General features: G+C 66.6%; 18 protein-coding genes and 1 pseudogene. 13 read left to right on the top strand and 6 right to left on the bottom strand.

The window, feature by feature from the left end; all coding sequences use genetic code 11:
• The first annotated feature begins 7 nt into the window (after positions 1-7).
• Positions 8-1,345 carry a sensor histidine kinase gene (locus tag J1902_RS14500; RefSeq protein WP_242702034.1) on the top strand — a complete coding sequence of 446 codons (1,338 nt, stop codon included), beginning with the start codon at positions 8-10 and terminating at the stop codon, positions 1,343-1,345.
• A 51-nt stretch (positions 1,346-1,396) separates the two neighbouring features.
• Here J1902_RS14500 and J1902_RS14495 read toward each other — a convergent pair whose 3' ends face one another.
• Positions 1,397-2,323 carry a phosphatase PAP2 family protein gene (locus J1902_RS14495; protein ID WP_207617021.1) on the bottom strand — a complete coding sequence of 309 codons (927 nt, stop codon included), beginning with the start codon at positions 2,321-2,323 and terminating at the stop codon, positions 1,397-1,399.
• Between the two features lie 131 nt (positions 2,324-2,454).
• Here J1902_RS14495 and J1902_RS14490 point away from each other — a divergent pair, with 131 nt between their 5' ends.
• Genes J1902_RS14490 through J1902_RS14475 form a run of 4 tightly spaced genes read left to right on the top strand, consistent with a single transcriptional unit; the run spans position 2,455 to position 7,154 of the window.
• Complete coding sequence (locus J1902_RS14490) at positions 2,455-3,876, top strand: extracellular solute-binding protein (protein ID WP_207617020.1); 1,422 nt, start codon at positions 2,455-2,457, stop codon at positions 3,874-3,876.
• Positions 3,873-4,820, top strand: coding sequence for a carbohydrate ABC transporter permease (locus tag J1902_RS14485; protein ID WP_207617019.1), 948 nt, complete (start codon positions 3,873-3,875; stop codon positions 4,818-4,820). Before J1902_RS14490 ends, J1902_RS14485 begins: the two co-directional genes overlap by 4 nt.
• 8 nt (positions 4,821-4,828) lie before the next feature.
• Positions 4,829-5,701 (top strand): carbohydrate ABC transporter permease, encoded by an 873-nt coding sequence (locus tag J1902_RS14480; protein WP_207617018.1) that lies wholly within the window; start codon positions 4,829-4,831, stop codon positions 5,699-5,701.
• 25 nt (positions 5,702-5,726) lie between these two features.
• Complete coding sequence (locus tag J1902_RS14475) at positions 5,727-7,154, top strand: glycoside hydrolase family 32 protein (RefSeq protein WP_207617017.1); 1,428 nt, start codon at positions 5,727-5,729, stop codon at positions 7,152-7,154.
• 116 nt (positions 7,155-7,270) lie between these two features.
• Here the strand turns inward: J1902_RS14475 and J1902_RS14470 are convergent, their stop codons facing one another.
• Positions 7,271-8,359 (bottom strand): LacI family DNA-binding transcriptional regulator, encoded by a 1,089-nt coding sequence (locus J1902_RS14470; RefSeq protein ID WP_207617016.1) that lies wholly within the window; start codon positions 8,357-8,359, stop codon positions 7,271-7,273.
• Positions 8,360-8,635: 276 nt separating this feature from the next.
• Here J1902_RS14470 and J1902_RS14465 point away from each other — a divergent pair, with 276 nt between their 5' ends.
• From J1902_RS14465 to J1902_RS14435, 8 genes and pseudogenes are all read left to right on the top strand, one after another.
• Positions 8,636-9,142 (top strand): hypothetical protein, encoded by a 507-nt coding sequence (locus tag J1902_RS14465; RefSeq protein ID WP_207617015.1) that lies wholly within the window; start codon positions 8,636-8,638, stop codon positions 9,140-9,142.
• Positions 9,143-9,385: 243 nt separating this feature from the next.
• Positions 9,386-9,673 (top strand): annotated as a pseudogene (locus J1902_RS19395) (AfsR/SARP family transcriptional regulator); the annotation flags it as partial.
• A 78-nt stretch (positions 9,674-9,751) separates the two neighbouring features.
• Complete coding sequence (locus J1902_RS14460; protein ID WP_242702044.1) at positions 9,752-10,732, top strand: BTAD domain-containing putative transcriptional regulator; 981 nt, start codon at positions 9,752-9,754, stop codon at positions 10,730-10,732.
• A gap of 141 nt (positions 10,733-10,873) precedes the next feature.
• On the top strand, positions 10,874-12,100 hold the full coding sequence (locus J1902_RS14455) for a sensor histidine kinase (RefSeq protein WP_307794459.1): 1,227 nt from the start codon (positions 10,874-10,876) through the stop codon (positions 12,098-12,100).
• Between the two features lie 101 nt (positions 12,101-12,201).
• A complete protein-coding gene (locus J1902_RS14450; RefSeq protein WP_207617035.1) occupies positions 12,202-13,194 on the top strand; it encodes an o-succinylbenzoate synthase in 993 nt (330 codons plus the stop codon).
• A gap of 105 nt (positions 13,195-13,299) precedes the next feature.
• Entirely contained in the window at positions 13,300-15,378 is a 2,079-nt protein-coding gene (locus J1902_RS14445; protein ID WP_207617012.1) for a PhoX family protein, read from the top strand.
• Positions 15,379-15,492: 114 nt separating this feature from the next.
• On the top strand, positions 15,493-17,199 hold the full coding sequence (gene menD, locus J1902_RS14440; RefSeq protein WP_207617011.1) for a 2-succinyl-5-enolpyruvyl-6-hydroxy-3-cyclohexene-1-carboxylic-acid synthase: 1,707 nt from the start codon (positions 15,493-15,495) through the stop codon (positions 17,197-17,199).
• Positions 17,200-17,348: 149 nt separating this feature from the next.
• Positions 17,349-18,323: a type IV toxin-antitoxin system AbiEi family antitoxin domain-containing protein gene (locus J1902_RS14435; protein ID WP_207617010.1), complete on the top strand. Its 975-nt coding sequence runs from the start codon at positions 17,349-17,351 to the stop codon at positions 18,321-18,323.
• An 81-nt stretch (positions 18,324-18,404) separates the two neighbouring features.
• Here the strand turns inward: J1902_RS14435 and J1902_RS14430 are convergent, their stop codons facing one another.
• The 4 genes from J1902_RS14430 to J1902_RS14415 all read right to left on the bottom strand — a co-directional run bounded on the left by J1902_RS14430 (position 18,405) and on the right by J1902_RS14415 (position 22,458).
• Positions 18,405-19,202: an amino acid ABC transporter ATP-binding protein gene (locus tag J1902_RS14430; RefSeq protein WP_207617009.1), complete on the bottom strand. Its 798-nt coding sequence runs from the start codon at positions 19,200-19,202 to the stop codon at positions 18,405-18,407.
• Between the two features lie 11 nt (positions 19,203-19,213).
• A complete protein-coding gene (locus tag J1902_RS14425) occupies positions 19,214-20,005 on the bottom strand; it encodes an amino acid ABC transporter permease (protein WP_207617008.1) in 792 nt (263 codons plus the stop codon).
• Positions 20,006-20,105: 100 nt separating this feature from the next.
• Complete coding sequence (locus J1902_RS14420) at positions 20,106-20,906, bottom strand: ABC transporter substrate-binding protein (protein ID WP_207617007.1); 801 nt, start codon at positions 20,904-20,906, stop codon at positions 20,106-20,108.
• Between the two features lie 157 nt (positions 20,907-21,063).
• Positions 21,064-22,458, bottom strand: a complete 1,395-nt coding sequence (locus J1902_RS14415) for an isochorismate synthase (RefSeq protein ID WP_207617006.1) — start codon at positions 22,456-22,458, stop codon at positions 21,064-21,066.
• Between the last annotated feature and the right edge of the window lie 52 nt (positions 22,459-22,510).

Here is a 22,510-nt window from a genome sequence, read left to right as displayed (position 1 = left end):
ACTCCGCTTGGGAAGTGCCGCCCCCGCCGGCAATGCTTCCCGTGATGCCGCCGAGCATCGCGAAATCAGTTCAGCGGTTGCCAAGTTTCTCCTCGCCGGTGTTTTGGCCTTTGTCCTGGTTGCCATCCCTGTTGCCTTCTGGATCCGGGCTGCCGCGGAACAGCACGCCCTGAACAATGCCAGGGACCAGACCCAGGGTTTGGCCGATCACGTCATCGCTCCCTTGATCACAGACCAGCTCCTTGCCCGCGAACCGGCGGCACTGGAACTTCTGGACAAGCGGCTCGAGCCGTGGCTGGCCGGAGGCGGAGTGGCACGGATCAAGGTGTGGGACGCCCAGGGACGCGTGGTCTACTCGGACGCCGAGTCCCTCATCGGGCAGCTTTTCGAGCACGAGGAATGGGCGCGGCTGCTCCTTGAAGGCGGGCCGGCGACTGTCAGCCTCGCCACCCAGGACGAAGCAGAGAACGAGTTTGAGGCGCATTCCGGCGAGCTCGTGGAGGTCTACGCCCGCTCGGTTGCCCAGAGCGGCGCGCCGATGATCTTCGAAGCATACTTTGACGGACAGCAAGTGCGCCGCGAGCAGGAAGCCGTCCTGATGGGGATGATCCCACCCATGCTGCTGTCCCTGTCCGTCCTGCAGCTGGCGCAATTGATTCCCGCAGTCCGCTTGGCACGCCGAATCCAGGTCCACCAGGCGGCCCGCAACGATTTGCTGCGCTGCGTGATCGAGGCCTCGGACCTGGAGAGGCGGCGGATCGCCACGGAACTTCATGATGAAGTGATCCAGGTCTTGTCCGGGTTGGCCTACTCCCTGGAATCGGAGGAGAGACGGGGGCCACCTGCGCAGCGGGCCGTTTTTGCGAATGCCAGAATGCTGCTTCAGGACAATGTCCGTGCGCTCCGGGCCATGACAAGTGAGCTCTATCCTGCGGACCTCGAAGAACTCGGGATGAAAGCTTCCCTGCTGCGGTTGGAGACGCCCCTGCTGGAGCGCGGAATCGCCTTGACGGTGGACATCCCGGACAAGCTCGTGCTGGACAGGGATCGGGCGGCACTTGTCTACCGGGTGGCACGCGAGGCCTTGCTCAATGCGTCCAAGCACTCTTCAGCGCAGTCGGTCGGAATCCGAATCCAGCAACTCAGCCAGCGCACGCAGATCACGGTTGAAGACGACGGGCTCGGATTCAGCCCGAACACGGCTCCTCCGGAGGGCCACTTCGGCCTGAAGATCCTCCGCGACACGATCCATCAGGCCGGCGGCGTCCTCGCCATCCGGTCTGCTCCTGGCGCCGGAACCTCCGTGACCGCAACATTTGATGCAGGCATGCCCTCCTTCCGCTGAGCCCGCAGGCTCCTCCACCACCCCTGCGGAGTGCTGTGCGCGTCGCCCGGGTCAGCGCCGCGCCGGGCCCCGGCGCCGGGCAGCCCAGGAGAACAACCAGACGGCGGCCACCATGGCGAAGTGGCCAGTGCCCACAATCATGGCTGCCCCGGCCCAGAAGTAGCTGCTGGTGCTGTCGGTAACTTCCATGCCCAGGATCAGCTCCCGCAGCGCATAGGCGGCCACAGCGGCGGAGACCACCACCGCGATGCCGGGCAGCAGCACCCAGAACCGCGACGACGCCCAGTGGCCGCCGTCGCCGTCCCAGGCATTCCAGTCCTTGCCCGTGCGCAGGACCAGCCAGCCGGCCGGGAGCATGACGGCGGCGACCACCAGGAAGGCTGCAATGACATCGGCCGGGCGGTGCCACTGGTTGATGAGGGTGGACACGCCTGAGGCGACCGCGAACGTGCCGCCCAGGAAGCCTGCCAACGGACGCCACCGCGGGGACACCATGAGGAACACCGCCGCGGCAGCGGAGGCCGCGAGCGTGGTGTGGCCCGAGGGCAGGGAATTCAGCTCCAGCGTCTGCACCCCGCGGTACGGCCTAACAGGTAACCAGTCCTTGAGTAGCTGTGTGGCCAGGTTCGCGAGCATGCAGGCGGCGACGGCGATCCCCGCCGCGGTCCAGCGGCGCCGGACGATCGTTACGAACAGAACCACGACGGCGGCGATCACCAGCGAGGTCACGGGAAGCCAGTCGAGGAACTCCGTGCTTGCCCTGCCTGCCCGGCCGCGGATGGTATCCGCCCGCACCAGGGCGGACTCGTCGATGAACTGGCCCGTGGTGGTGCGCACGAAGAAGTAGTACGTGGCCGCCAGCGCGAGCAGGCACATGATGGTGGCCAGGGTGAAGAGGGCAACCGTTCCCGCCCCGGTGCCCGGGCTCCGTGTGTCTTTTTGCTGTGCCGCCCGGGGGCCGCCCTCGTGGAAACTCATTGTCTTCAGCCTCCCACATTCCCGCCTGGCAAGCGCAGGCTGGTGGAGTAGGCGGTCCAAGGATTGTGATGCTTGACACGTGTTAGGTCTGTGATTTATTGTTCCTAACACGTGTTAGGAAGGAAATAGACATGACTGGTGCCACAAACGGCCGCCTGCGCGAGATCTCGCGCAGGACCGCCCTGGGTGCCCTTGGCGTGGGAATTGTGGGGGCAACCGTGGCGTCGTGGCCGCGGCTCTCCGGAACCGACATTCCCGGGCGGGGAGACAACAGCCTCAGCATTGCCATCATGGGCACGGCCGCAGACGCCGCAGCCCGCCAGCGGGCCATCGATGCATTCACCCGGCTTCACCCCGAGATCCGGATCAAGGTCCAGGCCATCCAAGCCGTGGACTGGAAAGACTTCTTCACCAAGATCCTCACCATGGTGGCGGCCGGAACGCCGCCGGACGTGGTCTACGTGGCCACGGAAGGTGCCCAGCTGTTCGCGGACAAGCTGGCCCACCCCCTGGATGAGTACCTGCGCCGCGATGCCGCGGACATGGCCGAGTACTTTGACGACGTCCACCCCAGCCTGGTGGAAGCCTTCATGTACAAAGGCAGCCTGTACCAGCTCCCCATGGACTGGAACGCGGCCAACATGTACTACAACACCACCGCCTTCCGGCAGGCGGGCCTGGACCGGCCGGCGGACGACTGGACGCACCTGGACTTCCGCAACAGCCTGGTGGCCATGCGCAAGGCCCGCCCGGCCGACTTCACCCCGTACTACTGGACCAACCGCCTCTTCGGCGGCGTGGTGCCCTGGCTCTACGCCAACGAGACCAGCTTCCTGAAGGAAACCCGGTCCACCGGCGGCGACTGGCTCTGGGACGGCTTCTATGCCAAGGACCCCTCCCGCAGCCTGCGCTCGGGCGGCTACCAGTGGCTGGAACCCAACGCGGACGATCCCCGCGTCTTCGAATCCTTCGACTACCTGCGCGGGCTGGTCAAGGACGGCCTGGGCGTCCGGCCCGAGGAAGGCGGCGGCAACTCCCTGGTGGGCCTGTTCGCGTCCAACCGGATCGGCACCACCCCCGCCGGCGGCTACTGGGTGCAGGGCCTGCACGAGGCCGGCATGAAGGAGAACGACTTCGATGTCCAGTTCTTCCCGAAGTGGAAGAGCCAGCGGCACCAGTTCGGCACCGCGGGCTACGCCATCATGAAGACGGCCAAGGACAAGGACGCCGCCTGGGAATGGATCAAGTTCAGCGCCAGCCGCGAGGCCATGGAGCTGATCTTCCCCAACCCCGTCACCACCCCGGCCCGGCGGTCCATGGTCAACGAGCAGCTGTACACGGGCAAGGGCCCGGCGCACTGGAAGGTCTTCTACGACACTCTGGACAAGTACCCCACCACGGGCCCCATTCCGGCGCCGCCCCAGCAGGCCGCCGTCGAAACGGCCCTCATGAAAAACGTCTCGCTGGCCGTCAGCGGCGATGAGCGCCAGCTGAAAGAGGCCCTGGGCTCCATGCAGCGCGATCTTGAACTTGCCCTGAGGAGGCAGTCATGAGCACCACCACCCGTCACCGGGCCGAACCGGCAGGCAAGGTTGCGCCGCCGGCGGCGCACGCCAAGGCCGGAAGGCACAGCCAGCCCTGGCTCGCCTGGCTCTTCCTGGCCCCCACCATCTTGGGCATGGGGATGTTTACCCTGCTGCCGATCGTCGCCTCCGTGGTCCTGGCCTTCTTCCGCTGGGACATCATCTCGGCGCCCACGTTCGTGGGTTTCGACAACTTCGCCGAAGTGGTCCAGGACCCCACCGTCCGGGTGTCCTTCGTGAACACCCTCGTGTTCGTGGTGGTGGCCGTGGCCCTCCAAATGGGCCTGGCGCTGGGCTTGGCCATCATGGTGCAGGAGAAGCTGCCGGCCTGGCTGCGGACCTTCTTCCGCTCCGCGTTCTTCTTCCCGCTGATCCTCTCGGCGGCCTCGGTGTCCATCTTCATGCGCTACCTCTTCAACGAGCAGTTCGGCGTGGTCAACTGGCTCCTGTCCCTGGTGGGCATCCCCGCGGTGCCCTGGCTGACGACGTCCGGCGGCTCGGCCGCCGTCGTGATCCTGGTCTATGTGTGGCAGAACTTCGGGTTCTCCTTCCTGCTGTTTGTCGGCGGGCTGGCGTCCATCCCTGTGGAAACGTACGAGGCCGCGTCGCTGGACGGTGCCACCGGCTGGCGCAAGCACCTCCATGTCACCCTGCCGCTGCTGAGCCCCACCACGCTGCTGGCCTCGGTCATGGCCATCATCAGCGCGCTGCAGGTCTTCGACCAGCCGTACGTGCTGACCCGCGGCGGCCCCGGGGACTCCACCCGCACCGCGGTGATGGTGATCTTCGAGTCCGCCTTCCAGCGCCTTGAGTTCGGCCAGGCCTCGGCGATCGGTGTGATCCTCACGCTGATCATCATGGCCATCACCGCCGCGCAGTTCCGGCTCAGCAAACGATTCGTCTTCTACCAGTGAGGCCCGCCATGACCACCACCTCCGAGCGCACCCAGGCCCCGGCACACGCCGTGGCCCGCCGGAAGACGAGCTGGAACACCGTCCTGCGCGTCGTCCTGCTGCTCATCGCCGCCGCCCTGACCCTGGGGCCCGTGCTGTGGACCCTGTCCACCTCGCTGCGGTCGCCGTCGGAATCCTTCAAACTTCCGCCGTCGTTCTTCCCTTGGAACCCCGATTTCACCTCCTATGCCCAGGTCTTCCAGCAACTGGACATGGTCATCCTGGTACTGAACAGTGCCCTGGTGACCGGGCTGATCGCCGTCGGGCAGATGGTCTCGGCCGCCATGGCTGGCTACGCGTTCGCGAACCTGAAGTTCCGCGGCCGCGGCGCGCTGTTCTCGATCGTGCTGGCCACCATGATGGTGCCCGTGCAGGTGACGATCGTGCCCGTGTTCATGCTGATCCGCGGCATGGGACTCTCCGACACCCTGCTGGCGCTGATCCTGCCGGCCATCCCGACGGCGTTCGGCACCTTCCTGATGCGCCAGTACTTCCTGGGGCTGCCCGCCGACCTGGCGGAGGCGGCCGCGATCGACGGCGCCTCGCCGTGGCGGACCTTCCGCTCGGTCTACGCGCCGCTGGCCGTGCCCGGCATGGCGATCGTGGGCATCCTGGCCTTCAACTTCCACTGGAATGAGTTCTTCCGTCCGCTGATCATGACCATCTCGGAGAAGAACTTCACCCTGCCGCTGGGCCTGGTGTCCCTGCAGGGCAACATGGGCACCGGCAGCATCTCGGTGGTCCTGGCGGGCGTGGTCCTGTCCATGATCCCGGCCCTGGTGGTCTTCATCTTCGGCCAGCGCGCCCTGCAGGCGGGCCTCACCGCCGGCACCGGCAAATAACCCCTACTTCCTCGAAAGGACCCTCATGACGGACCTTGCAGCCTCCGACTTCGCCCGCCTGGCCGCAGTCCACCCGGATCCGGCGTTCCCGCGCTTCCACCCGCGCCCGGCCCGGGGCTGGATCAACGATCCCAACGGGATCAGCCACATCAACGGCCGGTACCACGTGTTCTTCCAGTACAACCCGGAATCCGCCCGGCACCACCGGATCCAGTGGGGCCACGTCAGCTCGGCGGACCTGCTCCGCTGGGAAGAGCACCCGGTGGCCCTGAAGCCGCAGGACGGCGGGCCGGACGAGTTCGGCTGCTGGACCGGTGTGGTGACCGACGACGGCGGCGTCCCCACCGCCGCATACTCCGGGGTAAAGGGCGACGGCGGACACTCCCAGGTGGTGCTGGCCCGCGGCTCCGCGGACCTGGTTTCCTGGGAGCAGGATGGACACGTTGCGGCGTCGATGCCGACTGACCCGCTGGTCACCGCGGTGCGCGACCCCTTCCTGTTCCGTTTCAACGGCAAGCGCTACGCCATGCAGGGCGCCGGCCTCGCCACCGGCCAGGCCGCGCTGCTCCTGTACACCGTGGAGGACATGTCCGACTGGAAGTACCAGGGGATCTGGCTGAGCTCCGATAACCCGGTTGCTGCTGCCCACACCCCGGCCGAGATCTGGGAATGCCCGCAGCTGGTCCAGGTGCCGGACTCTGCCGGCGGAGACTCCTGGCTCATGATGTTTTCCCTGTGGCTCTCCGGTGATGCCCACGAGCACGCCAACGGAGTGGGCCACCTCATCGGCTCCCTGTGTGAGGACCCGGCCACGGGCCTGCCGGTGTTCGAACCTCGTTCCGGCGGGAAGTCCGATCTTGGCCGCGACTTCTACGCCCCGCAGATCGTCCAGCTTGAGTCCTCGTCCGGTGCTGAACCCAGCTCCCTGCTGTGGGGCTGGGCCAATGAAGGTCCCGGCCGTGACGGCCGCCGCGGCCGCAGCCAGGAGGAGATCGACGCCGCCGGCTGGTCCGGCGTGCTGACGTTCCCACGTGTGCTCTCCGTTGTTGACGATGCCGTGGCCGTGGCTCCTGCGCCGGAGATCGATGCGTACCGGGGTGCTGCCCTGGCCACGGGCGCCTCCAGGACCGTCTCCCTGCCTGCTTTTGCCGAGGCAGTGGTGTCCGGTGGGCAGGGGGTGTCCGGCGGCCAGGGCGAGGTCTCGCTGGTGCTCTCATCCGGTTCCGAGGAGGCCGGTTCCGATGCGCCCGGTGCCGAACGCCAGGTGGTGTTCCGCGGCGAGCTGGGGGCAGGACTGCGGATCTTCGTGGACGCTTCCCTCGTGGAGGTGTACCGCAACGGTTCCGTGGCCACCACCCTGCGCGCCTACCCGGCCGCCGGTGAGGAATGGCGGCTGGAGCTCCCCGCGGGCGCCTCGGCCGACGTCTGGCAGCTCGAACAGCCGGCCGGCTGAGCCATGGCCCTCAGTACAAGCGCCCACCACTTCTGACCACAATTGGCCCAGACCGGCGTCCGGGATCCCCGTGTTTCAGCGGATTCCGGGCACCGGTGCCGGCCAAGTGGTCGGAACTAGCGGCCTGCGGGCACCGGACCGGTCGACTCCCGGACCATCAGGCGGCAGGGAACCATGGTTTCGAGGGCCGCGGTTTCCAAGCCCGCGCCGCCTGCGCCGCCGGCCGGCGCCCGGTTGGCCGCCGGGTCCTCAATCTGCTGCAGCAGCATCGTCATCGCTGCAGCGCCCATTTCCCGCAAAGGCAGGGCCATGCTGGTGAGGGCGGGAACCATGGTGTTGGCGATGCGGAATTCGTTGTCGTAGCCCATGACCGAAATGTCGCGGGGGATGCTGAGCCCCAGGCGGGCGGCCGCCAGCACCACGCCGACGGCGAGTCGGTCGTTCGCGCACATGATCGCTGTGGGGCGCCCGCCAGGGGACACGCCGTCGAGCAGTTTCATGGCACCGTGGAAGCCGGCGTCGATGTCCCAGCCGGCCCAGCTGACGAGGTCCTCCCGCACGGGCAACCCCGCGGCCGCGAAGGCATCACGGTAGCCGCGCACGCGCAACGGCGCGGCCGGCGAGATTTCCAGTCCGGCCAGCAGGGCGATGTCCCGGTGGCCCAGCTGCAGGAGGTGCTCGGTGGCCTCGCGGCCGCCGGAGACTTCGTCGGGGATGACGTGGTGCAGCCGCGGCTCGGGGATGTTCTCGTAGCAGTTGGCCAGGACCGAGGGGACGCGCAGCATCCCGGGCGGCACATCGAGCGGCTTCAGGCCGACGGTGACGTACATGAGCCCGTCCACCTGCCGGTCCAGCAGGGTTTCCACGGCGCCTTCGTGGCGGGACGCATCGAGCTCGGTGTCCATCACCACGGTCACGAAGCCGCGGCTGCGGGCGACGTCGTCGGCCCCGCCGATGATGTTGCCGTCAAACGGGCTGGTCACCACCTCGTCCGAGACGATGCCGATCACCCGGGAGCGCTGGTTCCGCAGGCTAAGGGCGATGGCGTTGGGGGAATAGTTCAGCTCGGCGGCGGCCTGCCGGATGCGGTCCTGGCTCTCCTTGGCCACATTGCCGTCGCCGCGGCCGTTGAGCACCAGCGACACGGCGCTCCGGGAGACGCCGGCACGCTTGGCAACGTCGAGTGCTGTGGCCTTGCGATGCATGGGCGGATCCTCTGGCATGTAGGTACGGTTACTGCATTCTACCTAACGCGTGTGAGGTGGTGACCGCCGGGTCCGGCATGGCTGGGATCCGGAGCCGGACCCGGCGGTCATGATCCGTCTCCAGGGACCGTGCAACTTCCAGATCAGGACGTAATCAGTGTGGCTGGCCAGCCCTGTAAGAACCTCGGAGTGGTGCGGACGCTGGGAAACCATGCGGCGCGGCGCGGAGCGGGCTCTCACATGGTTTTCCCAATGTCGGGGTCCGACTATTGTGCCATGGCACTGCAAGCGCGAACCCTCCGACGCAGGCTGCTTGTGCCTTTTATTCTCCTGACGGTACTGGGCGGCTTGCTTGTGGGCGTCCTTGCCAGTGGCACCAGGGAGCCGGCAATCCCGCTCGGGGCATCCGCGTCGATTGGCGGAGGGCTGGCGCGAATCAATGGCGTCATACCGTTGGAGGTGGACGGCTGGGTGCCCAACGACGGTGCACCCTTGGCGGGGAGCCCGGCTGACGGGATGCACCGGGTGCGTATCCTCCTCGAGCTGACGGCCCTGGAGCCGGCCGGCATCACCATTCATGCGGCCGACTATTCGATTCTCGGCATCGGCGCCGGGAAGCCGAAGCCGGTTTGGTCCTCACCCGTGAGCGCAACGGTGAAGCAGGGCCAGACCATTGACGTGACACTGGTGTTCGAGCTTCCGGACAAGGCGATTGCCCTCACCCTGCAGGGCCCTGATGGTGCAGGGCTTTCCCTCGGCCCGGGTCATCACCGAGGAGGCTAACGGCAGAGTGCAGGGCGCCGATACGTACGGTCGCCGTCCAATGCGCACGTCGGAGGCGAATCTTACGACCTTCCGCAGCCTGATGAGTAGTCGAAGTGGAAAACCAAGTAGTCCAGTCGAAAAACAAGTAGTGGGAAGGGAAATCCGCGGCGAAAAGCGGGTACTCACTACTCTTGCCCACGTAATTCCCCGGGGCTTGAATGACAACTAGGTGTTGTCCGACTATCTGGGGGTTTACTGCAAATGATCACTCTGGAAACGGCCCTGAACGCAAATGAATCCGTTCTTGATGACGACTGGACGGAGCAGCAGAGGCTTCGGATCGACATCATCGGGCCCTTGACGATCCGCCGCGGAAGCACTGCGCTCAGTGCCAACGATCTGGGTGGGCCGAAGCCGCGGCAGGTTCTTGAAATACTCCTTTTGAGCCTTGGCTCCGCCGTGTCGAAAAACCGGATCATGGACCTGCTTTGGGGTGGAAAGCATCCGGCCGTCGCTCTCCCAACCCTTGAAAGCTATGTGAGCGTCCTCCGGCGACACCTGCAGCCCGGCAGTGGACGGTCAGGTCCCTTGCGGACAGTCACTGGTGGCTACGTGATGGACCGGTCGATGGTGGATCTGGACCTGGACAGATTCGAAGCACTGACGAACAGGGCCGCCCACGCGGAAGCCCGGCAGGCGCTCGCGTTGCTTACCCAAGCACTTGACTTGTCCGTTGCCCCGCTGCTGGGTGACGAGCTGCTTCCCGCTTGGGCCGACGAGGAACGGGCCCTGCACGCAACACGCGTGTCCCAGACCAGGGTCCTCGCTGCCGAGACAGCACTGTCCCTTGGGGAAGTCGAGAAAGCAATTGCCTGGGGTGGCGCAGCGGTGAACGAGGACCCCTTGAACGAGCGGGCCTGGACTGCGCTCATCCTGGGGTTGGAAGAGCATGGCGAGAGTACTGAGGCGTTGAGGGCATTTGAGCGCTGCCGCCGCGTCATGGACCAAGAGATGGGGTGCGCACCCGGCCCATTGCTGAAGGCAGCCCAGGCCAGACTTCTGGAGCGTACTGCAGCCCATCCGGAGCCATCCACTGCCGGCGTCACGGCTGCTGTGACCTTGGCAGATCATACGATTGTCCCCGGGCACGCCTCGCAAGTGGAGGCAGACCGCCTGCGGATACTTACGGTTGACGATCACACCACCTTCACCGAACTTCTCACGGGGGCCTTGGACCGTGAGCCGGATCTGATGAGTGTGGGAGCTGCAAAGTCGGTGGAATCCGCTGTGGAGATGTTCCGGGAACTGCGACCCGACCTGGTGATCATGGATCTCCACCTGCCCGACGGCTCCGGGCTCAAGGCAGCCGAGCTCATTCTGTCAGAGGCGCCGGAAGCCCGGATTGTCATACTGACGGGAAATCCGTCAGCGGAGGCACTGCGGGAGGCGGCAACCATAGGCGTCTGCGCGTTCCTTCCGAAGGACGGCGCCCTCGGCACCATGCTGGACACGCTGAGGCATGCAAGGACCGGGACCATCATCGTGCACCCGTCCCTGGTGGTGCAGCTCGGAAGGGGAACCCCGGCTGTCAGATTGCCCAGTGAATGACGCTGCAGGCAGACTATGTCCAGGCATCCGGCACCCGAGCCTAAACATCCCCGGGCCGGTCGAGCAGAAGCGGCTGAGCGTCGCGAACTTCAATCGGCCATCGCAAGATTTCTTCTTGCCGGCTTCGTTGCGCTGGTGCTGGTGGCAATCCCCGTTGCGTTCTGGATCCGCGCCGAGGCAGAGCGTCATGCCCTGGACAATGCCAAGATCATCACCCAGGGTTTAGCTGACTATGCCATCTCTCCGTTGATGACGGAGCAGCTTCTTGCCCGGGATCCAGCTGCCCTGACTCAACTGGACCGTCTCCTGCAGCCGTGGTTTGACGGCGGCGTGGTGACGCGCATCAAGGTGTGGGACGCACAGGGTCGCGTGGTCTACTCGGACGTCGACTCGCTGATCGGCCAGACGTTCGATCAGCCGGAATCGGCAAGGGAACTCCTCGCGGGAGGACCGGCAACGGCCACCCTGGAATCCCAGAACGAACTCGAAAATGCCTTCGAGGAAACCTCCGGCGAGCTGCTGGAGGTCTACGTCCGCTCGACTGCCCAGAGCGGCACCCCGCTGATTTTCGAAGCCTACTATGACGGGACGGGCGTGCGTCAGGAGCAGGAGGCCGTCCTGTATGGAATGATCCCGCCCCTGCTGCTGGCACTGGCAGTCCTGCAATTGGCGCAGCTGATTCCCGCCGCACGGTTGGCACACCGGATTCAAGCGTTCCAAGCGACGCGCCACAGCTTGCTCCGGCATGCCGTCGAGGCATCTGACCTGGAACGCCGGCGCATTGCCAGGGAGCTGCACGATGACGTGATCCAGGATTTGTCCGGGCTGGCATACGCCTTGGAGTCGGAGGAGCGCCAAGGACCTGAGATGCAGCGGCCCTTGTTTGCGAATGCCAGGACGATACTTCAGGAAAACGTTCGCACCCTGCGGGCCATGACCAGCGAGCTGTATCCGCCGGACCTGCAGGAAGTGGGACTGGAGGCCTCGCTCCTGCGGTTGGGGACTCCGCTGCTGGAGCGCGGCATTTCGCTGACAGTTGACGTTCCCGACAAGTTCGTCCTCGACAGGGAGCGGGCCGTGATGGTCTATCGTGTCGCCAGGGAGGCCCTGGCCAATGTTGCCAAGCATTCCTCCGCGCAGCTTGCCGAGCTTCGGATCCGGCAAAACGGACATCGCACGGAGATCAGAATCTCTGACGACGGACTCGGATTTGACCCAAGCAGGCCTCCTCTGGAGGGCCACCTGGGCCTGCGGATCCTCCGCGACACCATCGACCAGGCAGGGGGATCACTGGAGATACAGTCTGCTCCGGGCTCCGGCACAACCGTCACCGCCACCTTCGTCAATGCTGCCGTGCCCACCCCCTGAGCCGCCGGGGCTTCACGGTCGACAGGGCCGAATGGACCTGCAGGCCCAGCCGTGCTGACCTCGCGGAGAGGCGCCCGGCGTACAGTGTCCGTGTGCCTGAGATGCTTCCGCCCCTTGACGAACTGCTCGCTTCCGCCCATGTAGTCGCGCTTCCGATGCGCGTGAGATTCCGCGGCATCATGGAACGCGAAACCCTGCTGCTGCGTGGGCCCGCCGGCTGGGGCGAGTTCTGCCCGTTCCCGGAATACGACGACGCCGAAGCCTCCCGCTGGCTCGCCGCCACCATCGAGGCCGGCTGGCTCGGTTTCCCCACGCCGCTGCGGGACAGCATCCCGGTCAATGCCACCGTTCCCGCGGTTCCGGTGGACCGTGTGCCAGACGTCCTGGCCCGTTTCGGCCGCGTGGACGCCGTCAAGGTCAAGGTTGCCGAGCGCGGGCAGACGCTCGACGACGACGCCGCCAGGGTTGCCGCTGTCCGTGAAGCCCTTCCGGACGCGGCCATCCGGGTGGACGCAAACGGCGGCTGGGACGTCGCGACGGCTGTCGAGGCACTGACCCGGCTCTCCGGCGTCGGGCTCGAATACGCCGAGCAGCCGGTGCCCACCATCGACGGCCTCGCCGAAGTCCGCCTGCGGCTCGCCCAGCAAGGAACTCCGGTCCTCATCGCGGCCGATGAAAGCGTCCGCAAGGAAGACGACCCCCTCAACGTGGCCCGGGCCGGTGCGGCGGACCTGATTGTGGTCAAAGTGGCGCCACTTGGGGGAGTGCGGCGCGCGCTGGACATCGTGGCGCAGGCGGGCCTCCCCGCCGTCGTCAGCTCCGCACTGGACACCTCGGTGGGCATCCGCGCGGGGCTCGCGCTCGCCGCCGCCCTGCCGGACCTGCCGTATGCGTGCGGGCTGGGGACGGTGTCCCTGTTTACAGCCGATGTCACCCGGGATCCACTGGTGGCCGACGACGGCGCCATCCGCCTGCGCGACGCCGTCGCCGACGAGGGGCTGATGGAGCGGTATGCGGCCCCCGCGGAACGCCGCGACTGGTGGCTGGAACGGCTGCGCCGGGTGCACGCGGTGCTGGCCTCCGCCGCCGGCTGACCGCTCGCGCCGGCACGTTCACCCGAACTTAACCAGAGTGCCCTCTCGGATTCGTTTTGCGCTGGAATGGTGGCCGGGACCCGATCGTCATTCTGGAGGCACCCCTTGTCTGAAACGACAGCCCGTAAGTTCACCCTGCTGCCCATGCTTGGCCACACCAAGGGCAAGCGCAGCGCCGTCACCTGCGCCTTGAAGTGCGACAACGCCTGCGCGGGCGATGTCTGCAACACGAGCTCCAACAGCTACTTCCGCGACATCGCCTCCGCCACGATGTCCCGCCGCGCCGCCCTGGGGCTCGGCGCCGCCGGTGCGCTCGCCGTCGCACTCGGTTCTGCCTTTACGTCCGCCGAACCGGCAGTTGCCGGCGGCCCCGGCCTGGCACCCGCCGCCAGGGAGGGTTTCGCCCAGTCCAAGCTGAAGTTCACGCCGATCGCTCCCGTGGATGCCGCCGTCGACGCGGTGACGGTCCCGGAAGGCTTCACCTGGCAGCCCGTGATCCGCTGGGGTGACCCGATCTTCAACGGCACGCCGGACTTCGATCTGAACAACCAGACGGCGGCCGCGCAGGCGCAGCAGTTCGGCTACAACAACGACTACACGGACATCCTGGAAATCCCCGGGACCAAGGGCCGCCGCGCCGTGCTGTTCGCCAACCACGAATACACCAACGAGAACATCATGTTCCCGGCCAGCATGCCGGCAGCCGAGGTGCGCGCTGTGGGGGCTGCCGCGCACGGCCTGACCGTCGTCGAGCTCGAGCGCAAGAACACCACCAAGCCGTGGAGCTACGTCAAGGGCGCTCCGCTGAACCGCCGCTTCCTGAACAACACTGTCTACGAACTGACCGGCCCGGCTGCGGGCTCAGCGCTGGTCAAGACCAAGGACGACAAGGCTGGCCGCTTCATCAAGGGCACCCTGGGCAACTGCGCCGGCGGCACCACCCCGTGGGGCACCATCCTCTCCGGCGAGGAAAACTTCAACGGCTACTTCATCGGCGACCCCGTGACCTCGGCATCGGACAAGCGCTACGGCATCACCAAAGAGCCCACCAAACGCCGGTGGGAACTCGACGACCCCCGCTTCGACACCCGCAACCCCGACTACAAGAACGAAGCCAACCGCTTCGGCTGGATCGTCGAGGTGGACCCCTTCGACCCCACGTCCACCCCCAAGAAGCACTCCTCGCTGGGCCGCTTCAAGCACGAGGGCGCCAACGTGATCGTGGCCGACTCCGGCCACGTGGTGGCGTACTCCGGCGACGACGAGCGCTTCGACTACCTGTACAAGTTCGTCTCCAAGGGCAAGTACAAGGAAGGGGACCGCAAGCACAACATGACGCTGCTTTCGGAAGGCGACCTGTACGTGGCCAAGTTCACCGGCAACTCGGCGACCCAGATCGACGGCAAGGGCACGGTTCCGGCTGACGGCGGTTTCGACGGCACCGGCGAATGGCTGCCGCTCGTGGTGGACGGCGCCTCTGAAGTACCGGGCATGACCGTGGAACAGGTCCTCGTCTACACCCGCCTCGCCGCGGACAAGGTGGGCCCCACCAAGATGGACCGCTGCGAAGACGTCCAGCCGAGCCTGCACACCGGCAAGGTCTACGTCGCCTGTACCAACAACACGGACCGTGGCCTACCCGGCAAGGAAGGCGCCACCGAGGTCAACCCGCGCAACGCCAACCGTGACGGCCACATCGTGGAAATCACCGAAACCGGCGACCAGACGTCCACCAAGTTCAGCTGGAACCTGCTGATGGTCTGCGGAGACCCCTCCACCGGCGACGTCACCTACTTCTCCGGCTTCCCGGTGGACAAGGTCTCGCCGATCTCCTGCCCGGACAACCTCGCGTTCGACTCCGTGGGCAACCTGTGGATCTCCACCGACGGCGCCCCCTCCGGCATCGGCAAGGCCGACGGCCTGTTCAAGGTCACGCTGGACGGCGCAGAGCGCGGCAAGGTGGAGCAGTTCCTGGCAGTGCCGCGCGACGGCGAAACCTGCGGACCGATCATCCACGACGACGAGCGCACCGTGTTCGTCTCTGTCCAGCACCCGGGCGAGGACGGCTCGTTCGACGTCCCGAACTCGTACTTCCCGGACTATGTTCCGGCAGGCACGACGCCGGCACCCGGCCAGGCGCGCGCGCCCCGTCCGTCCGTGATCCAGGTGTACCGCCAGGACTGATCTCCCCGCCCCGACGCTCTCTCACTTTCGTCAGGAAAGTGAGAGAGCGTTTGGCGTTTGGGGGTCAAAGGTGGGAGAGCGTTTGGGGGATGGATCGGGAAATAGACTGGAGCGGTGACTTCCCAGGACTCCTTGACCTCGCTCGCCACCGCCAGGATCGCCGTCGGGGCCTTGCTCGACGGCGGCGTGCGGCATGTGGTGGTGGCGCCGGGCTCGCGCTCGGCGCCCGCCGTGTACGCCCTTGCGGAGGCCGAGGCTGCCGGCCGCGTCCGCCTCCACGTGCGGATCGACGAACGCTCCGCCGGGTTCACGGCCCTGGGCCTGGCACTGTCCACCGGCGCACCCGCGGCCGTGCTGACCACCTCGGGGACCGCCGTCGGGAACCTGCTCCCAGCCGTGATGGAGGCCAACCATGCCGCGGTGCCGCTCGTGGTTCTCTCCGCCGACCGCCCCGAGGAACTCCTCGGAACAGGCGCCAACCAGACCACTCTCCAGCTGGACCTGTTCGGCGAGCACGTCCGTTTCGCCGTCGAGGTCCCCGCGGGCGACAATCCGCAGCGGGCCGTGGGGACGGCGCTCTACGCCGCCACCGGCGCCCTCGAAGACACGCCTCCGGGTCCCGTCCAGCTCAACCTCGCCTTCCGCGAACCGCTGGTCCCGGAAGTGGGCGAGGCGCTGCCGCCGCAGACGGGCCACGGCGTGTTCCACTACGACGCCGGACCCCTGGCCTTCGACCTCCCGCCGGCCCCGGCGGAGTTGCCCGAGCGGCGCACCGTGGTCCTCGCCGGGCACGACGCCGGTCCGGTCGCCGAGGCTTTCGCCCGCGCCCACAGCCTGCCGCTGCTGGCCGAGCCGTCCTCGAACGCCCGTTTCGGGCCGAACGCCGTGGGCCCGTACCGGCTGCTGCTGGAGCACTTCGGCCCGGACTCCGCACTGGCGATTGAGCGGGTGGTCCTGTTCGGCCGGGCCACGCTGTCCCGGCCGGTAGCGGCGCTTCTGGCCCGTGAGGACGTGGCCACGGCGATCTACGAGCCGGTCCCCGTGGCCTGGTACGAGGCCGGCCGTCGCCGCGAGACCCCCATCAAATCCCTGCCCGAACTGGCGGAGTTTTCCGGGCGTGGCCCGGCCGAATGGCTCGACGCCTGGCTCCTGGCCGGTGCTGCGGCCCAGCACGCCCTTGACGGTGTACTCGCATCCGAGGCCAGCGCCAACGGGCCGGCCGCCGGCGCCACGGTGTGGGCGCACGCCCGCGGGCAGCTGGTCCTGGGCTCCTCCAACGGCATCCGCGACGTGGACCTCGCCGGCCAGCCCGCACCGGAACCCGTGGCCACCGTGTACGCCAACCGCGGCCTCGCCGGCATCGACGGCACCATCGCCACCGCCACGGGCATCGCGCTGGGCGGCGGCCGCGAAACCACCCTTTTCCTGGGTGACGTCACGTTCCTGCACGACGCCGGCAGCCTGCTCCTGGGGACCGGCGAACCCGGGCCGGACCTGCGGATCGTGGTGCTCAATGACGCCGGCGGCGGCATCTTCGGACTCCTTGAGCACGGCGCGGTCGAGGACGGCGGCGGCTACGGCACCGCCGTCGAACGCCTCTTCGGCACCCCGCACTCGGTGGACATCGCGGCACTCGCCGCGGCCTACGGCGTCGGGCACTGTGCGGTAAGCACGACGGCGGAACTCGCCACCGCGCTCAAGACCCCGCTGAAGGGGCGCACCATTGTTGAAGTGCGTACGGACCGGGCCGGCCTGCGCCCGCTGCACGCGCGCATCAAGAAGGCCGTGGCCGAGGCCGTGGCCAGAGTGCTCGTGGGCTGACGCGCTCAGCGGCTGGCGACTCGGATATTCCCTGACGCGGCCCATATTCCGGGCGCGCCAGATCCTATGCGCGTCGACTGTAAAAATGGTTCTCCACATAGAGGCATCCGAATCTGTCGCGCTGGGCATACAAATGGCACCTTCGGTACATGACAGACCTTCCCCCGCTCCTCCTGGCCCGCGACCGTATCCAGCATGGGCTGACCGCCAAGGAACTCGCCAAGCGCGTCAAGGCCGGTTCCCTTGTCCGGATCCGGCACGGTGTCTACACGGACGGCCGCGCTTGGAAGGACTTGAAGCCCTGGGAGCAGTACAGGCTCCGCATCAGCGCGGCGGCGGAAACCTTCGAGAGCCCCACGGTATTCGCCCGACACTCGGCGGCATCTGTTTGGAGTATTCCTACTGTTGGCCTGAACCATGCTGTCCATGCCCTAACGATGAAGAACGACGGCGGCCGGTCACGTGCCGGAGTCGTCCGCCACTTCGCTGATCCATCTGGTCTGACGGTCGTCCGGCGTGAGGGCTTGCTGGTCACGGGCCGCATCCGCACCGTCCTTGATCTTGCCGCGTTCACTCCGTTCACCGAGGCGGCTGCGCCGCTGGACCACGTGCTCAAACCTGACCGGAGGCTCCAGTTACGGGGCCTGACCAAGGATGAGTTGCTGGCGGGCATGGGCACGAACTACTCGGCGGCCGCCGGGCGACGGATATTGGCAGCCTTGGCATTTGCAGATCCTTTGTCCGGTTCGGCGGGGGAGTCCTACAGCCGTTCGCTGATCCAGGTCGCCGGTTTCGAAACTCCGGTTCTGCAGCAAGCCATTCACGACAAGGACGGGCTCGTGGGCTACGCCGACTTCTACTGGAAGCTGGCCAAAGTGGTTGGGGAATTTGACGGCGTGGAGAAGTACGTCAAACCGGAGTTCCTCAAGGGCAGAACGGCATCGCAGGCGGTGGTGGAGGAAAAGAAGCGCGAGAACCGAATCCGGGCCACTGGGTTCAACGTGGTGAGGTGGGATTGGGCCGATCTCATGGAGCCCGGGAAGCTGGAACGCATGCTGGCGGCGGCCGGCGTGCCCCGCCGTCGTGCACGATCCGCGGAATTCGACGCGCGAAAGACCCCATGATGCGCATATGCCCTGCCGCTACCGGTATTCCGGTAGCGGCAGGGCATATGCGCGTCGCCAGGCAAGGTGCGCGTCGAAAAGCTAGTCCTCCACGACCTCGATGTGGGTCGGGTCAAGGACGCGGCGCAGGAACTCCTTGGTCCGCGGCTGGGTGGGGGCGCTGATGACCTGTTCGGCCACGCCTTCCTCCACCACCACGCCGCCGTCCATGAAGACCACCCGGTCCGCCACTTCGCGGGCGAAGCCCATCTCGTGCGTGACCACCAGCATGGTCATGCCTTCCTTGGCGAGGTTGCGCATGACGGCCAGGACATCGCCCACGGTCTCGGGGTCCAGGGCGGAGGTGGGCTCGTCGAAGAGCATCAGCTCGGGGTTCATGCTGAGGGCGCGGGCGATGGCCACGCGCTGCTGCTGCCCGCCGGAGAGCTGGTCGGGGAAGCGGTCGGCCAGGTGCCCCAGGCCCACGCGCTCCAGGTTGTGCCGGGCCACCTTGTCGGCCTCGGCCTGCGAACGGCGCAGCACCTTGGTCTGCGCCACCGTGCAGTTCCTGAGCGCGTCCAGGTGCGGGAACAGGTTGAACTGCTGGAACACCATGCCCACCTTGCGGCGCATCTTGTCGATGTCCACGTCCAGGTCGGTGGCCTCGAAGCCGCCCACGTGGATGGTGCCCTCGTTGGGCTTCTCCAGGAGGTTGACGCAGCGCAGCAGGGTCGACTTGCCGGAGCCCGAAGGGCCGATGAGGCAAACCACCTCGCCGGGTGCCACGTCAAGGCTGATGCCCTTGAGGACTTCGTTGCTGCCGTAGGACTTGCGGAGGTCCTTCAGCGAGACTCCGGCGGCTTTTACAGTGCCGCGGGGGTTGGATTCGACGTCGTTCATGACTGTCCTGCCTATCGCTTGGTCCGCGCTGTGCGGCTTTCGAACTTCCGGGCCAAGAGGCTCAACGGGATGGTGATGATCAGGTAGAAGGCGCCGGCCACCAGGAGCGGGGTCAGCCCGGCTCCGAGGCTGGAGATGCCGTCGCGGCCAAACTTGGTGAGTTCGTATTGGGATGCGGTGAGCCCCAGCACGTAGATGAGCGAGGAGTCCTTGGTCAGCAGGATGACCTCGTTGGTCAGCGGCGGCAGCACAATCTTGAATGCCTGTGGGATGACGATGGTGACCATGGCCCGCCACTGCGGCATGCCCAGGGACCGGGCAGCTTCCATCTGGCCCTTGGGGACGGCCTGCAGGCCTGCGCGGAGCGTCTCGGCGATGTAGGCCGAGGCCACCATGCCTAGTGACACCATCACCACGATGGTGACGTCCCAGGACACCTGGAACGCCAACGGAACACCGTAGCCGAAGGCGATGAACACCAGCAGTGCCGGGATGCCGCGGAAGAACTCGATGTAGCCCGTGGCGATCCAGCGGTACAGCGGGAACGTGGACAGCTTCATCAGGGCCAGCAGCAGGCCGCCGGACAGGCCCACGATGAAGCCGAGGGCCGTGTAGATCAGGGTGTTTTTGAGGCCTACCAGGAAGATGTCCGGGAACATCGGCCCGATCTTGGCGAAGTTGAAGACGCTGTTGCCGATGGTCTTCCAATCCGCGGCGAGGATCAGCGCGGCCACGGCCACAACGAAGATTCCGGCTTGGACGTACAGACTTACTTTGGCTCGTTGACGTGCAGTCATTGCCATGCGGTTCTCACATTCATGTTGCGCAGTGGAGGCCCCGTACGGACTGCTTTACAGATCCTCACGGGGCCTCCGCTGTGTTGGTCTCAGGCCGTGGCGCTGGTTACTTGGCGGCCTCGCCGAACCAGGTGGTCTCGAACTTCTTCAGGCTGCCGTCATCCGTGATGCGCTTCAGGGTCGCGTTGACTTGCTCGGCCATGGCGGTGTTGCCCTTCTTGATGGAGATGCCCAGCTTCTCGCCCGTGGCGTAGTTCTCAACGCGCTTGATCTTGGCGTCGTCCTTGATGGCGTAGGCCAGGACGGACTGGTTGCCCAGTGCGGCGTCAATGGTGCCGGCCTTGAGCGCCTGGACCAGGAGTCCGGAATCCTCGAACTGCTGGGCGTCAATGCCCTTGTCCTTGGCGTACTGGGCGCCCGTGGTGGCCTGCTGGACGCCGACCTTCTTGCCCTTGGCGCTGTCGATGTTCGTGATCCCGGACGCGGACGTAGCCACGAGGGTCAGGTCATCGTCCATGTAGGGGGTGGAGAAATCCATGACGTTCTTGCGGACGTCAGTGATGGAGATCGAGGAGATGGAGACGTCGCACTGGGTGAGTGCGGTGCCGGTCTCGATGGCTTCGAAGGAGCTGTCCACCACGTTCAGTTCGGCTTTGAAGTCCTTGGCGAGCTCTGCGGCGATGTCCATGTCGAAGCCGACATTCTTGCCGTCCTTCTGGAACTCGAAGGGCTCGTAGGGGATGTCGGAGCAGACGGTGAGCTTGCCCGCATTGATGAGCGACACACCTCCCGGGCTGGCTGCCGGCGTGGGGCTGCCGCCGCAGGCCGTCAGAGCCAGGGCGCCTGCGGCGAGGAGGGCAGCTGCTTTGGCCTTGGGATTGCCAAGGAACGAACGGGAGATCTGCATATCTTTACCTTTTGTTGCAGGGGATGCGGAACCAAATCGGTTTTAGTGTAGCGCCGAACAAGAGATGTGCATCACAGAAAACTTAGCTTCACTATTGGATAACTAGATTACCCAAAAATCAAGCCCCGCCGTTCCCGCGCCGTCTGGAGCCCCGGAATCAGCTGCGGATGCCCAGCGATTCGAGCATGGGGCGGAATTTCGCCCAGGTCTCGGCGAGCTCCGCCTCCGGCAACGAGCCCTCCACCACGCCGCATCCGGCATACAGCCGGACCGTATGGGAGTCCTCGATGACGGCCCCGCGCAGGGCGATGCCCCACTCGCCGTTGCCCGCGCCGTCCAGCCAGCCGACGGGTCCGGCGTACGGCCCGCGGTCCATGTGTTCGAGGCGCCGGATCAGCGCCCCGGCCACCAGTGTGGGCGTGCCGCACACCGCTGCCGTGGGATGGAGCGCATTGATTAGGGCCAGGCAGGTGGGCACGTGGCCCTCGATGTCCGCCAGCTCCGCCTTCACGTCCGAGGCCAGATGCCACACGTTGGGGAGCTCCAGGATGAAAGGTTCGCTGTGCGCGTTCATCGCCTCGGAGAAGGGCGCCAGCTGTGTGGTCAGCGACTGGATGGCGATCTCGTGCTCGTGCCGCTGTTTCTCGGAGCCGGCCAAGACCCGCTCGGCATACGCCATGGGGGAGCCGTCCACGCCCTCGGCATCGCGCCGGTCCAGCGTCCCGGCCAGCACGCGCGCCTGCGCCGTGCGGCCTTCCACCTGGATGAGCATTTCCGGCGTCGCGCCCACCAGGCCGTCCACGCCGTAGGTCCAGCATTCGCGGTAGCGCGCGGCAAGTTCGCGGAGCACGCCGGACGCCCGGACGCCGTCGGGGAGCGTGGCCAGGATGTCCCGCGCCAGCACCAGCTTTTCAAGCTTTCCGGTGCGGATTTCCGCGACGCCGTCCGCCACGGCCTGCATCCAGTCGGCCTCGCTCAGTGAGCCGCTCGCCAGGGTTGCCTGCCGCCCGGAAAGGGCGTGCCCGACGGCGGTGCCCCCCTGCGGTCCGACGGCGGCGTCCGCGGTGGCCGGGGAATCGGTGGCCAGTTCCGCCGGGGCCGGGTTTCCCGAGGGAACCCAGCGCCGCAGGGCGGCGAGCGCGCCCGCCTCGGTGAGTTCGGCGTCGTCGAGCGTCAACTGGGTGAGCCAGGCCCGGCCGTCACGGATGCCCACCACGATTTCGGGGAGGATCAGCCGGGAAAGGTGTGGGGAGGTCTTGGAGAAGGCGAAGGAGCCGAAAGCCACGGGGCCGGTGCCGGGGATTTCCAGGGCATCGCTGATCTCTGCCTCGAGGATCAGGTGGCGCCACCAGATGTCGGCTTCGAGGAAGCGGTCCGGGCCGGTGGCTGTGAAGCGCGCCAGCTCGCCGAAGCCCACCAAGCCGTTCTCGCGGCGGGACCAGCACAGGACGTCGTCCCGGACCAGAAACGACGGCAGCCCCCCGGAAGCTGAGTCAACATCGAGGGGGACTGTCAAGGTCTTCAAAGTGCTGGTGCGGAGCGTGCTCGTCATGATGGAACAACACTACTCCCGCGCGGGTGTGGAGCCGCGTTTGGCTGTTCAG

It is taken from the genome of Arthrobacter cavernae, from assembly GCF_017368795.1.
Classification (GTDB): domain Bacteria; phylum Actinomycetota; class Actinomycetes; order Actinomycetales; family Micrococcaceae; genus Arthrobacter; species Arthrobacter cavernae.
This window is presented reverse-complemented; position numbering and strand designations above follow the sequence as displayed.